This is a genomic window from Pseudanabaena sp. FACHB-2040 (assembly GCF_014696715.1).
Taxonomy (GTDB): Bacteria; Cyanobacteriota; Cyanobacteriia; order Phormidesmidales; family Phormidesmidaceae; genus JACVSF01.
Window position 1 is genome coordinate 84640 of the sequence record NZ_JACJQO010000015.1, and the last position, 14640, is coordinate 99279.

Genomic DNA, 14640 nt, shown 5'->3' on the forward strand with positions numbered 1-14640 from the left:
AATTAACTGCAGCAGGTTGATTTGACCTGCGCCGCCGCAGGCGTCACATTTTTTTCGGGGGCCGTGTCAGCGACTTTGACCACAAAGATTTCCCAGCGGTTGCCGTCGGGGTCGCTCACCCAAACCTTGTCCTGCAGAGCATAGCAGCAGTCGGTGTCGCGTTCCTCTAAAGTGGCTAGTCCAGCCGACTGAAGACGTGCGATCGCAACCCCGACCGCTGCCGAACTGTCCACTTGAATGCCCAAGTGAGACAGCGCCCCATGAGCCGCCAGAGCATCGCTGACGTTAAGCGTCAGATTCAGCCCCGGATTTTCCACATCAAACTTGGCATAGTCAGCCTTGTGCTTAACCGGAGCTACCCCAAACAGCGCCTGATAAAACTCAATAGACCGATTCAGATCAGTTACCCGCAACGCCACATGCGTCTTAAAGCTGGCCATCATAGACTCCTCAAGTATTTCTAGAAAAACCGAAACAAATGGCTAAAAAACGAACCGATATTTTGCTCCCCGCACCCCCACTCCCCAGTCAAGTAGGTTAGGTTAAGCCCAGCGAAACTCAACATTGGAAGAGGCTTTCAGGTTTTGCCACAGCTCAACCCAATCGGTTGGGCTGTGGGTCGCTGCGCTGACGCCAACCTACTAGGCTTTCCCTGCGTCTCCGCGTCCTTTACCCAGTGGCCATCAGCAGTCCAAACATCCCTCCTCCATCTCAACCACCTGATTGCGAGTGCAGCACTCCTCAAACAGAAAGTCGATCAGGTACTTCAAGGTTTCCGAGCGAACGCTGTACCAAATCCACTGCCGATCCTTCTCTGCCATCACCACATTGACCTGGCGCAACTTGTCCAGGTGGTGAGACAGCGTCGCCCCGGCAATGCCCAGCTCTTTTTGAATCTCGCCCACAGGTAAACCCTTGGGGTAGGCCGACAGCAGCAGTCGCACAATCTTCAGCCGCGACGGTTGTCCCAACGCTGCAAAGGTAGCGGCAATGCTGTCTAGAGCGGGGTCGTCAAGGGTGGGGTGAGCAGTATCTAGCTTTTTCATGTTTCTATAATTATCGAAATAAGTTTGCCCGTCAAGCCTTCAGCGATAGGTCAAAGCTTTGACAAAGGTGCGATCGCATTTGCAGAAAGCGGCAAGGGGAATGGTCGTTTGCTGCCTGGTACGGCAGAGGCCGCGGGGCGACACTGGATACATCACACAAGCAAACCCCCTTCGTAAAGGACTTTTCTCCATGCTTCATCATGTTTCTATCGCTGTTGAAAACACCGCTCGCGTAGCTGGCATTTTGGCAGAGGTAATGGGCGGTCAGGCGTTCGATTTTCCCGTTCACCCCAATTCCTACATTGTGTTGAATGGCGACCAGTACGGTACAGCCATTGAGGTACTGCCGGCAAACACAGCTTGGGTCGCCGGAGAAGTAGAGGCCGAAGTCGCCTCAATGCCCACAGCCCCCTTTACACCGACCCACGTAGCCATGTCGGTGCCGATCAGCCTTGAGGCAATCAAAGCCATTGGTGTGCGGGAAGGTTGGCTGGTGCGGCTGTGCGATCGCGGCCCCTTCCACGTAGTCGAGCTGTGGCTCGAAAATCGCGTCATGGTCGAGCTGCTGCCAGAAGAGATCGCGGCTCAGTACCTCGGATTTATGACGCTTGCGAATCTCACGGCCTTCGTCGAGCAGGCCAAAGCAGCAGTTGGGGCTTCATAAAAAGCTTCATAGGGAGTTAAGGCTACAAGGCCAATAAGTTACTGCCCCCGGTGGAGCACCGGGGGTTTTTTGAATTTCAGGAGAGTTGCTCAAGAGGGTTCTGTAAACTGATTATGACAATGAAACATGTCATTGACAATTTAATTTGGCACGATTAGCATAGGTCCATGAGCATATTGCAGCAGTTAGCCCAAGGGGAGCGCCGGTGGCCCCTAGAGGAGTTTGTTGACGTGGCCAACCAACTCCTGCCCCAGTACCTGCCCCAGCAGGAACCGGATAGCCGGATGCAAGATGCCGTCAATCCTCGGCTGGTGCGCCACTACGCCACCCAAGGATTGCTCGACAAGCCCTATAAGCAAGGCCGGGAGGCGCGCTATGCCTATCGCCATCTACTGCAGCTGCTGCTGCTCAAGAAACTGCTGGCCGCAGGCTACAGTGTCGGCTCTTTAACAAACCTGACCCTTAATAAGCCCGATGGTGAGCTAGAAGCCTTGCTCTTAGGCGGGGCTAAGCTCACGGTCGAAACCGCTAATCCAGCGCTGGCCTTTCTATCTCAGGTGCGTCAACGTTCGACTTCAGCCCTACCTGCGGCTCCGGCCAGCTCAGATCGAGCTAGCGCGGCGGCCCCAACCCCTGCTGGGAGGGCTGTATTCACAGAAGCATCGCCATCCCCTACCCAATGGGCGCGGATTGATCTACTGCCTGGGCTAGAACTGCACGTCCGCCAAGACTTTGCCGTTCCCACCAGCCCCCAAGAACGAGATGCGCTGCTGCAGCTCATTGCTCAACGACTAACCGACCTTCATTTTTCCTAGAGACCCTCTCCATGAGCCAATCCCATCCATCCCCGCTGAGCCAGCCTCAGATCGAACTGCTGCCTATGCATGCGGCCCTAGCTGCTAGCCGTTCGACCACTCTAGATCTGCTGATCAAAGTCGTGCCCCCCACCGTGACGCTGACGCCGGAGCGGCCGCCGCTCAACCTCAATATTGCGCTCGATCGCTCTGGCTCAATGTCTGGCTCTAAGCTCGACTACGCCAAACAGGCTGCCTGCTATGCGATTGAGAATCTGCTGCCGTGCGATCGCATTAGCATCACCCTGTTCGACACCCATGTTAAAACCCTAATTCCCAGCACCCTAGCCACCGACAAAGCCAAAATCCTGGAAGCCCTTCGCAGCGTCACCGCCGGTAGCTCGACCGCTCTCCACGCAGGCTGGGTCGAAGGCGGCACCCAGGTAGGCCAGTACCTCCATGCCGAGCACCTAAACCGAGTCATCCTGCTCTCCGATGGCCTCGCCAACGTCGGTGAAACCCAGCCCGACGCCATTTCCTCTGATGTTTCTGGCCTAGCCAAACGAGGGGTCAGCACCTCTGCTCTAGGCGTCGGCAATGACTACGACGAAGATCTGCTAGAAGCCATGGCCCGCAGCGGCGACGGCAATTTTTACCACATCGAGTCCCCCGATCGCCTGCCAGCCATCTTTGAAAATGAGCTGATGGGCCTCTCTGCCACCCTCGGACGCCAGGTCAACCTGGGCCTCACCCCGCAAAACGGAGTCGTCATCAAAGACATGCTTAACGACCTAGACACCACCGAGGCAGGGGCCTACAAACTGCCAAACCTAGTCGTAGGAGTGCCCATTAACCTGGTGGTACGGCTGCAAATTCCGGCCATGAGCCAGATATCTGAGCTTTGCCAGATCTGTCTGAGCTGGGATGACCCGAACCAGAGCGAACGCCAATCCCTCCAGGTGATTCTGCAAATGCCGGTCGTCAAGGCCGAGCAGATGAGCGACTTTCCAGCCCATCCTGAGGTGCAGGAGCAGGTAGCGCTGCTAATGGCTGCCCGCGCCCGTAAAGAAGCCATTGATCGGGCTGATGCCGGAGATCTAGTCGGGGCCAGCCGCTCCCTCCGCCATGCTCAGAGCATGATTGCCGCCATGCCACAGTCTCTAGAGATGTGTTCGGAAATGGACGCCCTCAAGGATCTTGATGTTGATTTTCTCGGTGGGCACACTGCCAAGGCCCGTAAAAAGGCCCTCTCGCAAAGGTTCGACCGGCAACGCAGCCGCCCTGCCCAACCAACCCCGCCAACCCAACCAACAGACCCCACCGCTTAAAAACACAAACACCTTATAGAACAGAAAAATAGACCCCAGGCGATCTGCTTGGGGTCTATCTCGCTGTGCGGGTCTACGCTACAGGACGTCCCTCAGCAAAGCCAAAGTCAACATAGTGCCGAGCCGCTGCAAACAGATCGGTGCCAAAGGCAGCCTGCAGGTCAGCATACGCATTGAGATAAGAAGCCGGGTTAAACAAATCGGTTGCCCGACCTTCCCCAGACCCAAAGCGAACATAGTGCTCAGTCGCCACCTGAGTATCAAAGCCAAAGGCCTGAATCAGGTCACCGTAAGAGGCCAAATATCTAACCTCGTCAAAGCGATCGGTAGAGCGGCCTTCGCTCTTGCCAAACTGCTCGAAATGCTGAGCAGCCGCATTCAAGTCGAAACCAAAGGCAGCGATCAAGTCGTCGTAAGACGCCAAATATTGAGCTGGATTAAGGCCAGTAACAAAGTCTACGTCTAGCCGCCCGTTAAAGCTGTTACTGACGGGAGCCGGAGCTGCCTTTCCTGTAACAGTTAATCCCTTGATATTCAAGCCCGGATCAATGCCAATCGCCCCTAAGTTAGTCGCAATGCCGTTGCCTAAATCGACGGTATACAGTGTGCCGTTAGTGGCTGCAAAGGCTCGGTTGTCGCCTGGGAAAGAAGAACGAATATCAAAGCCACCTCGCAAACCAAAATCAACACCTAAACTGCCGATGGAAACCAGGGTGCCGTCGTTGGGAGGGCTTTGCAGCAGCAGGCCATTGAGCGCAGAGTCAATGTTAAATAGCTGTGTGGTTGTAGTGCCTGCAAAGGAATTGGTATAGGCGGCGGCTGTCACGTTAGGATCAACGCCAGCATTGGCATCATTGCCACCAAAAGCTAGTGTGCCATCAACAAGCACTGCCCCGGTGTCTACATTGATGCGGAAGTTTTGGTTATTGCTGCCGACTACCCGCAGGCGATCCGGCACAGGGTTAAAGTCGAACCCTGAGATTGAGTCTCCTAAGAAGGGGGTGGACAGGGTGCTGACAAAGGTAGCCGCAACGCTGCCAGCCCTGACATTGTTAGGGTCAAAGGCATAGAGGTTGTTGGCGGTTGTGAGGCCATAAATTAAACCATTGGCTGGGCGAACATCAATGCCGATTAGAGTGCCCTCTAAGCCGGTCACAGTCGTTGCTACGGTCTGCCCAGGATTGTTGGGGTTAAAAGATAGCAGGGTATTGTTGTCAGTGAGTGCAATAAGAGTTCCCATTGTTATCCTTGGTTTAATTTCAGTAAAAGGGCAAGTGCTCAAACCTGATCGCCAAATTAACTGACACACTTTTCGTCGGCAGATGCTAGAACCACCTCTGTGGCTTTGAGTCGCGTTTTGAAGCAGCCAGCACAAGCCGTCAGCAGCCCAATAAAATGGGTTTACTGTGTTCAGTTAGTGCTTTGCAGGCGCGACTTAAGTTGTCAACGATTAAGGTTTTGCCTGTTCATAGTTTGGAGACAGATATGAGATGTGCTCAATCTCTAGCGAGCCTGATTTGCTCAGCGGTAGACTGCAGCACCAGGTCATGGACGGCAGACATACTCAGTACGAACTCCACAGTTAATTGGATGCAGGTAAACTCAAAAAATATTTTTAGGCCCTATCCAGTAGGCACAGCTGCTACTCATCCCCCCATCTACCCATCCACTCTCCCATCCTCCATCCACTCCCACCCCTATCTGCAGCACTTTTTTCTGGAATTGGCATTACGCAGTTGAAGTATCCTCAATGATTGCTCGCCTGCAGCAGGTCGTCGACTCTAATCTTTGGCCAGAGAAATCAATATGCCTTGTGACTGAATCTGTTCTGTCCTACGGCACTTTCCACCCGAAAGGAAGATGCCAGAGAATTACAGAAAATATCGGGGGAACTCAACCGGATGAAACTGCTCCTGGAGGCTACGCTGCTGTTTGGGGAGAATACTAACTACACCACTTCCAATTTTCAGAAGCTGATGGAACTGCGCCAAGTTGCCCGTGGAGACGAGGCTAGGCGTATAGGAGAATTGGTTGAGAAGTTCATTTCACAATCCCCTCCAGATGTAATGAAGCAGATCATGTCGATGATTTAGCGTTAGTGCAGCTTGGCCCTTATCTAAGCCTACTCAAAGCACCGATATTTTACAGCCCTCACCCTAGCTCTGCTCCAAGGCGAAAAAACAAGAACTTTGATAGCAGAGCACCCATCTTCAGCTTTGATTAGGCTGTCGGATAGGAATTTGAATGATGAACTCGGTTCCCTCACCGGGTGTAGAGAAGCATTCCAGCTTACCCCCGTGGTTTTCTGTAACGATCTGATAGCTGATCGACATTCCCATGCCGGTGCCTTTGCCCACCGGCTTGGTCGTGAAGAAGGGATTGAATATCTGTTGCTGAATGCTGGCAGGGATGCCAGAACCGTTGTCTGCGATCGCAACCTGAATCCAGTCTGTATCTACCCTGGAAGTGCGAACCGTAATCTGTTTAGGCTTCACCGCCTGACCCGAGAGATCCTGGCAACCGTTCTCTTCTACGGCATCAATCGCGTTCGTGAGAACATTCATAAATACCTGATTGAGCTGCCCAACATAGCACTCGACCTGAGGTAACTCGTCATAGTCTTTAACCACCGTAATGGCCGGCTGGTCAGGCTTAGCCTTGAGACGGTGCTGCAAAATCAATAAAGTACTGTCAAGGCCCTCATGGATATTGACCGGCTTAATCTCTGCCTCGTCCATGCGTGAGAAGTTGCGCAGAGAGAGAACGATCTGGCGAATTCGATCGGTTCCCAGTTTCATGGAGGCAATCATCTTGGGCAGGTCTTCCCGCATGAACTCTAAATCAATGTCGTCTGCTTCTGCCTCAATTTCAGGCCCAGCATCAGGATAGTGATCCTGATAAAGCTGCACAAATTCCAATAGATCCTGGGTGTATTGCTCCACATGAGCCAAGTTGCCATGAATGAAGTTGACCGGATTGTTGATTTCGTGGGCAACTCCAGCAACTAGCTGCCCCAGACTAGACATTTTCTCGCCTTGAATCACTTTTGCCTGAGTGCGCTGCAGCTCACTGAGGGCGTTTTTCAGCTCAGTTGTCCGTTCTTCTACCCGATTTTCCAGGTCCTCATTGCTTTTTTCTAGCGCTACAAAAGAGTCGCGCAGTTGCTCTGCCATGTGGTTAAAAGAGCCCGCCAGCGTATTGATTTCCTGAATGCCGCTCTCATCTACCGTTTGATTGAGGTTGCCAGCAGCCATCGCTTTGCTAGCCCGATTTAGCCGCAAAACAGGATGGACAATCCAGCGAGAGGTCAGCAGCCCCATGGCCGATGCTATCCCCAAGGCTGCTAAACACAGCAGAATCGTGGTCCGGGTATTTTCGTGGATTTGGGCCATGAATACCTTGTCAGGAATGCCCATGACCACCACCCAATCCAATCCATACTCGTCCTTCCAAGGAGTCACATGAACGTGGTAGGGTTCTCCCTGAAACTTAACGTGCCATTCCTGAACTGTGGTGGTGTCCTGAAGATTTTCCTGCTGGATGTATTGGGCAATTTCTCGAATAATTGGGTCAGGGCTATCATATGCCTTTAGCCGCTCAGCCTGATTCTTGACGAGCGTGAAGGGCTGCTGTTCGCTAGAATTGGCAACTAACGTACCATCACGCTCCAGAATAAAGATTTTCCCAGAGCGGCTAACTTCTAAATCCTGCAAAAAATCGCTGAGCTTTAACAGGGAAATATCAATGCTAACCATCCCCAATAGACGATTCTGGGCGTCATAGATGGGACGACCTGCTGACGTCGCAATGTAGACATGGTTAGGGTAGTTAATGGTGAAAATGGGCGACCAGATCGGCTTGTCCGCTTTTATAGGTTCTGTGTACCAGGCCTGTTCAAAGTTGTTCCACTCTAAAACTTCTAGAACTTGAGTGCGGTTACCTTGTTGGTCTAGGGCATAGCTATACCAATTGTTGGGAGCAGTTGGCCCCCAATCATCTACCGTGGTCGTTTGGCCGTCGTAGCGGGCCGCCCCTACCCCTTCACCTGTGGTCAGCCCAATTCCGATATAGCTGACGTCATGCGCCTGCATCTGATGCCAAAAATACTTTCCGGTGGTTTCTCGATCGCGCACGTCCAGTAGCCCCATCTGGATGGCGTCTGCATTAATCTGACCGATAGTGTGAGGAATAGATAGGTAAGAGTCAAGGTGTTGACTGACCGCGCTGCTGGTTCGATCCATCAGTTGCTCAGCCAGGTCGTTGACTGCTTTTTGCCCATTCCGGTAGGATAGATATCCCACTAGACCGACCGCCCCAAAAATCTGCAGCACAAAGGGAACTATGAGAACAAACTGCAGCGGCAGTGCTTGCAAGAGTTTAAAGCGGCGTATTTTCATCACTAGGGCTACGCACAATCAGAATTAGGCACCTGCTTAGAGTTCCCGGCTAATCGCTACAGCTAGCAGCCGCGAAACATTAACCCATTCTGGCTGGCTCTGGCGACTGTTTCAAGCAACGGGCGGTAACTTCATAGCAATGCTCAGAAAACTCAAGCTAGGGCCAATCGGGTAAGACCTTAGCTTGGGTAGGCTTGCTGACAATGGCTACAGCTCTAGGGCAACGGCTAGATCAATTGCCTTCAGCAGTAAGCCGAATGAGCAGCCCTTCATCTCCTGAAACGGTCACAGTTCCTGACAAGACCTGCCCTTCATGGGCTAGATTGCTGCTGACGATAACCTGGCCCTGTAGATCTAAGTCAGGGTGGGAAAATTCGGCCGGTTCGCTCCCCAGATTGAGGATGATCAGAAATTGCTGGTCTGCGGCATGGCGCACGTAGGCTAGGAGTGTGCCCTGGCTCTGCACCCAGCGGTAAGCTCCTAGCTGCAAAGCGGGTGCCTGCTGGCGTAGGGCAATTAGCCTGCGGTAGAGCGCGAGGATGGAGTTGGGGTCTTGCTGCTGTGCTGCCACATTTTGAACCGCATAGTCATCAGCTAGCGGCAGCCAGGGCGCTCCAGCGGTAAAGCCTGCATTGTGCTCTGCGTTCCACTGCATGGGGGTGCGTTCTGGGTCTCGTCCTAGCCCCAGCCCAGGGACGTTGCGCTCAAAAGGGTCCTGCACCTGATCGGGGGGAATAGGAACATCGTGCAGGCCAATCTCATCGCCGTAGTAGAGAGTAGGCGTGCCGCGCAGGGTCAACAGCAGCATGGCAGCTATACGGGCCTGCTCTTTACCGATTCGACTGGCAATACGAGCTTTGTCGTGATTGCCAAGCACCCAGTTGGGCCAGCCGGAGGGCGGTAGCGCGGCTTCGTAGCGCTGGATTAGGGTTGCGATCGCAACCGCATCCCAAGCGGTAAAAATCAGGTGAAAGTTAAAGGGCAGATGGCAGCCGCCTCCGTTCACCCCGTAGTAAGCCACTAGCCGCTCAATCGGCAGATACAGTTCCCCAATCAGGACTCGCTCTGAGTAGACATCTAGAGTTTGGCGCATCCGCTCTACCGCCGCCAAGGTCTCCGGTAGATCGGTTGTGTGGAGTGGCAGCAGCGCCTTGTAAGGGCCTTGCTCCAGTTCGTAGTCGGGGTTAATGGGGTTGTCGCGCAGCTGATCATCCTTAAAAATCTGCCGCAAAGCATCGACCCGAAAGCCATCAACCCCGCGCTCTAGCCAAAACCGCATCACCCCTAGCATGGCAGCTTCGACTTCGGGGTTGCGCCAGTTAACGTCGGGCTGCTGAGGCAGGTAAGCGTGGTAATAGTACTGGCCTGTCTTTTCGTCTAAGGTCCAGGCCGGGCCACCGAAGTTGCTGACCCAGTTATTAGGCGGGCCGCCATCGGCAGCAGGATCGGCCCAAATATACCAGCTGCGCTTGGGGTTATCTCGTGAGGAGCGGGACTCTAAAAACCAAGGATGCTGCTCAGAGGTATGGTTGGGAACGAAGTCTAAAATGACCTTAATGTTGCAGGCATGGGCTTGGCTCAGGAGCTGGTCAAAATCCGCCAAGGTGCCGAAGATCGGGTGAATTGCTGTGTGGTCGGAGATGTCGTAGCCAAAGTCAGCCATAGGTGACGGATAGATGGGCGAGATCCAGATCGCGTCTACCCCAAGCCACTGCAGGTAATCCAGGTTTTTGACGATGCCCGTCAAATCGCCAATGCCGTCGCCGTCGCTGTCCATAAAGGAGCGCGGGTAGATCTGATAGATGATCCCCTTTTGCCACCAGGAGGCGTTGACGGCTAAGTTTTGTTTGAGCATGAGTGCGCGGCAGTTTTCTCTCCCCGTCCTAACACAGCCACTCGGATCTTGCCCAGGCAGCAAAAGGAGTGCTTTTGCCTGGGCAGGCTGGCATAAAGATGAGGCTGCCGGTCTGTTATGCAAAACGAGGAGCGGCAGCGCTCAAGGCCATTAACTGGCAAGTAGGGAGAGTGGTTTGGGACTAGAGGTTGTTGTCTCCGCTGTCTTCATCGTCGAGGTAATCTTCAGCCTCGTACATTTGCAGCACCACCGATTCTTTACCGATTCTAAAAAGGGTATCTTCGCTGAACTCCAATCCTAGAGCGGTCGCCTTGGCCCTTGCAGCGGCCATGCCCTCAACGATTGCTTCAGCATTCTGCCTAACATCAAAGAGACGCTTTTGATTTAAGGCTTCTAGGGGCGAGTTAGGGATTTGGGGCATTTGATAACAAATGTGGATATCTCAATTTTAGCTTGAGAGAGCCGGTTAGAGACGTTAGGGCCAGAAGCTAAAGCTTTCTGGAGATTGTGCGCGGCCTTTAGGGCTGGTCTTTGACCAAGAAGGATCTGGTGGAAGAATTGTGCCAGACCTTAAAACACCTGACGCAGGCGGCTCAGCAAAACCCTAAGCAGTTCTAATTCAGAGGGTTCCAACTGCTCAAAGTGCTGCTTCAAATCCTGAATATGGGCTGGAAACACTTCTTCAAAAAGGGCTTCGCCTGCCGCAGTGAGTCGAACGATTACGCTACGACGATCGCCTAGAGGCACCTCCCGCAAGACAAGCCCTTTCTTTTCCAGACGATCGACAACCCCCGTCAACGTTCCTTTGGTAATTAAGGTTCTCTCGCCAATCTCCCCCATGCTCATGCCGAGCGTGTTGCCCAAAGTCGCAATCACATCAAACTGGGCAGGCGTTAGGTCATATTGTCGGACACCCGCCTCGGAGTAGGCCGAAAAAGCTTGGTAAGTACGCACGAGCTCAAGCATGGTGCCTAGGAAAGGCTCTTGAGCCGCAGCCTTGGCAGAATACGTAGGGGAATCGGTCATAGGCTAGGGAAGTTTGCGTTTTATATTATCCTAGCTAGAACTAATCGATTCCCCTGCAGCGATTTTTAGATCAGTAAGCTATAGGTGGGGTGAACGGGTAGATGGGTGGTGAATGCAAGCGAAAATGATTGTAGAGGCAGAAAATTGCTCTCTCTGGCTTGTTTCGGCTTTCTCGTGTCTAAAACGTTCCAAAAAAAGAAACCCGCGAAAGCGGGTTTCAGGGAAAAGCATTTTGATGGAGTCTGTGTTTTCTACGGCAGCGTTTGGGTCTCTCCTGCTAAGACAGGTCCATTTATCACAGGCTCTGCATCTTCGGGGGGCTCTGCCGGCTCACCAAAGGCCAACCGCAGGAAGGGTGGAGCCACAAACGTCGTCAGAATTACCATGATGATAATGGCGGCCTCTAGGGGTTTGCTGAGGACACCGCTAGCGGAGCCAATGCCAGCAAAGACTAGGCCCACCTCGCCGCGAGGAACCATGCCCACGCCAATTGCCAGGCGGTTGATGCCGGGTTGACCAAACGCTGCCCAACCTGTGACGACCTTACCCAAAATAGCTACCACAATTAGAAAGGCAGCAATCAGCAGCCCAGCCCGATTGTCGGCCACAGCCGGATTCAGCACACTCAAATCAGCTCGTGCGCCCACGGTGACAAAGAAAATTGGCACCAGTAAATCGGCGATGGGCTTGACCTGTTCATCTAGCTCTTTGCGGCGATCAGTTTCATCGAGCACTAGCCCTGCTGCAAACGCGCCCAAAATCGCTTCTAGGTGAATAGCATTGCCTAGAAAAGCCATGAAGAAGGCGAAGATAAACGCCGGAACCACGATATTGCCGCGGGTCTGCAGTTTGTCGACAATAGCAACAAAGCTCTGGTTAAAGAAATTGCCTAGCAGGATTGCGCCAATCAGGAATACCGTAGCGCTAACGATCAGATAGATGACGTTGCTGACGTCGATTTCGCCCGTTTTGGCTAAGCTAGCCACTACCGCCAACACGATAATGCCTAGTACGTCGTCGAGTACAGCAGCGCCAACAATGATCTGGCCTTCCTTTGATTTCAGTTGCCCCAGTTCTGACAAGACCTTGGAGGTGATGCCAATACTGGTGGCGGTCAACGCTGCCCCGGCAAAAATAGCGGGAATCGCCGCCACATGGAACAGGGTCATCAAGCCAACGGTACCGGCGATGAAAGGCACAACCACCCCGACACAGGCGACCACCGCTGCCTGATAGCCCACTTCTCTGAGCTGCCGCAGGTCAGATTCCAGACCAATTTCAAACAGCAGGATGATTACCCCAAGTTCGGCCAAAACAGAGATGACCTCGCTTTGAGATTCGAACACCTGGTTGGCCGCTTCCGGGCTGAGGCCGGTAATGAAGTTGACCACGGTCATGATCACTGAGTCGGCGGCTTCTGCACCGCTCTCAGGAAACATCAGCAGGTGCAGGGCCGAAACGCCGACCACCACGCCAGCCACCAACTCACCCAAAACGGGCGGGAAGTCTAGCCTTTTGGAAAGCTCGCCGCCAAGCTTGCTAGCCAGGTAGATCACGACCAGGCTGAGGAGGACTCCAGTGAGCACGATGGGAGCATTTTCAGGGTCCAGCGTGGCTAGCAGAGGGTTGGAGAACTGAGAAGCCAAGGCGGAAAGGGGAGGAGCGATGGTCGAAGACTGACCAATCAAGGCCAATGCAGGTATCAAAAACATAACTACTGTTCAGAATCAGGGTTGTTTTACAAAAGCTGTAGAACCGGCAATTCAAGCTGAATTGAGCTGCCCAGTTAATTACATAGAAGGATTCAAGCCAGGATTGGAGACAATCACGCTTGGGCCTCCGACAGTGAGGCCAGAGACATTTGAATCAGAGACAGTGGCGACTGCCTGTCGTAGGGCCTCTGTGCGATCGCTAAAGATATTTGCTTCGGGAACGATGGCGAAAATGCCTAGCTTCTCCAGCCGTTTCTGAATTTTCTGGCTGGCACCCACAACATAGACGTTCAGGCCCTTGTCGTAGGCATCTCGCATGGCATTCTCGATGGCTAGTGAAGCCGTTACACCCAGCATCGGCACATCTGTTAGGTCCATGACCAGCGCATCTGCCTCTTTCATGGCGTTGTGTTCCCGTGCGATCGCTTTCGACAGACCAAAAATCATGGGGCCGCTTAAGTAAAACAGCAGCACCCGACCATTCCCCTGGTCTAACAGCTGCTTGTCTTCGTCGCTCAAACGCACATCATCATCAGTGTCTGTGATCAGCTTGACCTCTTTAGCCTGCAAATTGCTCAGCCGCTCGATGGTCAAGATGTTTGCGATAAACACACCCACACCCACTGCCACAATCAGATCTACAAACACCGTCAGCAGCAACACCCCATACATAATCAGGGAGCCTCTGAGGGAAACTTTGTGGGAGCGCTTCAAGAAGCTCCAATCGAGGATGTCGATACCCACCTTGAGGGCAATGCCTGCCAGTACCGCCATGGGAATTGGCTGAGTCAGTCGCGCCGCGCCCAATACCACCACCAGCAAAATCAGAGCGCGAGTCAACCCCGAGAGAGCCGAAGTCGCCCCGGTTTGAATGTTGACTACAGTTCCCATCGTCGCCCCTGCACCAGGCAGACCGCCGCAAATCCCCGAAACCAGGTTGCCAATACCCTGACCAATCAATTCCTTATTAGACTTGTGCTCAGTCCGGGTGAGGCTATCGGCAATTACAGCGGTCAGCAGGGTATCGATACAGCCCAGCATCCCCAGCATGACAGCGTCTACAAACATGACGGTCATCTGACCTGCTGTAAAGGTCGGGACTTGCAGCGTCGGCAGCCCCACCGGAATTGCCCCAATGCGCCGAATGTCTACATCCTGAAAAACGACCAGGGAGAAGACCGTACCCGCGACCAGCGCCACCAATTGCGGCGGTACAACCCGCTTAACCTGCTTGGGCATCAGGAAAATAATGGCCAGCGTCAGCACGCCCAAAATCAGCTCTGGTGGGTTGATGTTGGATAAAAGCTGAGGCAAGCTTGTCACCGTGCCCATAACGCCGCCCTTGGGCGCAGCCTGGCCTAAAAACGGCGCAATTTGCAGGATAATTAGGATCACGCCAATTCCCGACATAAAGCCGGAGATGACGCTGTAGGGCATCAGCGTGACGTATTTCCCTAACTTGAAGAGGCCAAAAATAATCTGAAAGACGCCTGCCAGCATGACCACGGTGAAGGCCATCTCCAGACCATTTTCAGGATTACTGGCAGTCAGTCCCGCAATGACGGCAGTCATGACGACGGTCATTGGCCCGGTCGGCTCAGAAATCAGAGTAGGAGTGCCGCCGAACAGAGCTGCAAAGAAGCCGACACAAACAGCACCGTACAGACCCGCGATGGGACCTGCACCAGAAGCCACACCGAAGGCAAGGGCAAGGGGTAGAGACACAATAGCGGCTGTGACTCCGCCAAAAACATCTCCCCGCAAGTTGTTAAAGCGGATCCGGTTAGTAATAGACATCCAGGGGCAATGAGGTATGGG

Annotated in this window: 13 protein-coding genes; 4 read left to right on the forward strand and 9 right to left on the reverse strand. The window is 53.4% G+C overall.

Features of this window, described 5'->3' with window-relative positions; all coding sequences use genetic code 11:
• Positions 1 to 2: 2 nt before the first annotated feature.
• Together H6G13_RS17760 and H6G13_RS17765 are read right to left on the reverse strand one after the other, a co-directional pair.
• Positions 3 to 440 (reverse strand): ArsI/CadI family heavy metal resistance metalloenzyme, encoded by a 438-nt coding sequence (locus H6G13_RS17760; protein WP_190485388.1) that lies wholly within the window; start codon positions 438 to 440, stop codon positions 3 to 5.
• Between the two features lie 243 nt (positions 441 to 683).
• On the reverse strand, positions 684 to 1046 hold the full coding sequence (locus H6G13_RS17765; RefSeq protein WP_190485198.1) for a metalloregulator ArsR/SmtB family transcription factor: 363 nt from the start codon (positions 1044 to 1046) through the stop codon (positions 684 to 686).
• A 190-nt stretch (positions 1047 to 1236) separates the two neighbouring features.
• Here H6G13_RS17765 and H6G13_RS17770 point away from each other — a divergent pair, with 190 nt between their 5' ends.
• The 3 genes from H6G13_RS17770 (at position 1237) to H6G13_RS17780 (ending at position 3832) form a co-directional block, all read left to right on the forward strand.
• Positions 1237 to 1710 carry a hypothetical protein gene (locus H6G13_RS17770; protein WP_190485201.1) on the forward strand — a complete coding sequence of 158 codons (474 nt, stop codon included), beginning with the start codon at positions 1237 to 1239 and terminating at the stop codon, positions 1708 to 1710.
• 167 nt (positions 1711 to 1877) lie between these two features.
• Complete coding sequence (locus H6G13_RS17775; RefSeq protein WP_190485204.1) at positions 1878 to 2525, forward strand: MerR family transcriptional regulator; 648 nt, start codon at positions 1878 to 1880, stop codon at positions 2523 to 2525.
• A gap of 11 nt (positions 2526 to 2536) precedes the next feature.
• Positions 2537 to 3832: a VWA domain-containing protein gene (locus H6G13_RS17780; RefSeq protein ID WP_242028396.1), complete on the forward strand. Its 1296-nt coding sequence runs from the start codon at positions 2537 to 2539 to the stop codon at positions 3830 to 3832.
• Between the two features lie 73 nt (positions 3833 to 3905).
• Here H6G13_RS17780 and H6G13_RS17785 read toward each other — a convergent pair whose 3' ends face one another.
• Positions 3906 to 5072 (reverse strand): DUF4394 domain-containing protein, encoded by a 1167-nt coding sequence (locus tag H6G13_RS17785; protein ID WP_190485206.1) that lies wholly within the window; start codon positions 5070 to 5072, stop codon positions 3906 to 3908.
• 661 nt (positions 5073 to 5733) lie between these two features.
• Here H6G13_RS17785 and H6G13_RS17790 point away from each other — a divergent pair.
• Positions 5734 to 5925, forward strand: coding sequence for a hypothetical protein (locus H6G13_RS17790; protein ID WP_190485207.1), 192 nt, complete (start codon positions 5734 to 5736; stop codon positions 5923 to 5925).
• Positions 5926 to 6042: 117 nt separating this feature from the next.
• Here H6G13_RS17790 and H6G13_RS17795 read toward each other — a convergent pair whose 3' ends face one another.
• The 6 genes from H6G13_RS17795 to H6G13_RS17820 form a co-directional block, all read right to left on the reverse strand.
• Positions 6043 to 8229 carry an ATP-binding protein gene (locus H6G13_RS17795; protein ID WP_190485209.1) on the reverse strand — a complete coding sequence of 729 codons (2187 nt, stop codon included), beginning with the start codon at positions 8227 to 8229 and terminating at the stop codon, positions 6043 to 6045.
• Positions 8230 to 8461: 232 nt separating this feature from the next.
• On the reverse strand, positions 8462 to 10084 hold the full coding sequence (locus tag H6G13_RS17800) for an alpha-amylase family glycosyl hydrolase (protein WP_190485211.1): 1623 nt from the start codon (positions 10082 to 10084) through the stop codon (positions 8462 to 8464).
• A gap of 181 nt (positions 10085 to 10265) precedes the next feature.
• Positions 10266 to 10505 carry a hypothetical protein gene (locus H6G13_RS17805; RefSeq protein WP_190485213.1) on the reverse strand — a complete coding sequence of 80 codons (240 nt, stop codon included), beginning with the start codon at positions 10503 to 10505 and terminating at the stop codon, positions 10266 to 10268.
• A 149-nt stretch (positions 10506 to 10654) separates the two neighbouring features.
• Positions 10655 to 11110, reverse strand: a complete 456-nt coding sequence (locus H6G13_RS17810) for a MarR family transcriptional regulator (RefSeq protein ID WP_190485215.1) — start codon at positions 11108 to 11110, stop codon at positions 10655 to 10657.
• A gap of 251 nt (positions 11111 to 11361) precedes the next feature.
• Positions 11362 to 12822: a cation:proton antiporter gene (locus tag H6G13_RS17815; RefSeq protein WP_190485217.1), complete on the reverse strand. Its 1461-nt coding sequence runs from the start codon at positions 12820 to 12822 to the stop codon at positions 11362 to 11364.
• A gap of 78 nt (positions 12823 to 12900) precedes the next feature.
• Complete coding sequence (locus H6G13_RS17820; protein ID WP_190485219.1) at positions 12901 to 14619, reverse strand: SulP family inorganic anion transporter; 1719 nt, start codon at positions 14617 to 14619, stop codon at positions 12901 to 12903.
• Positions 14620 to 14640: the final 21 nt, after the last annotated feature.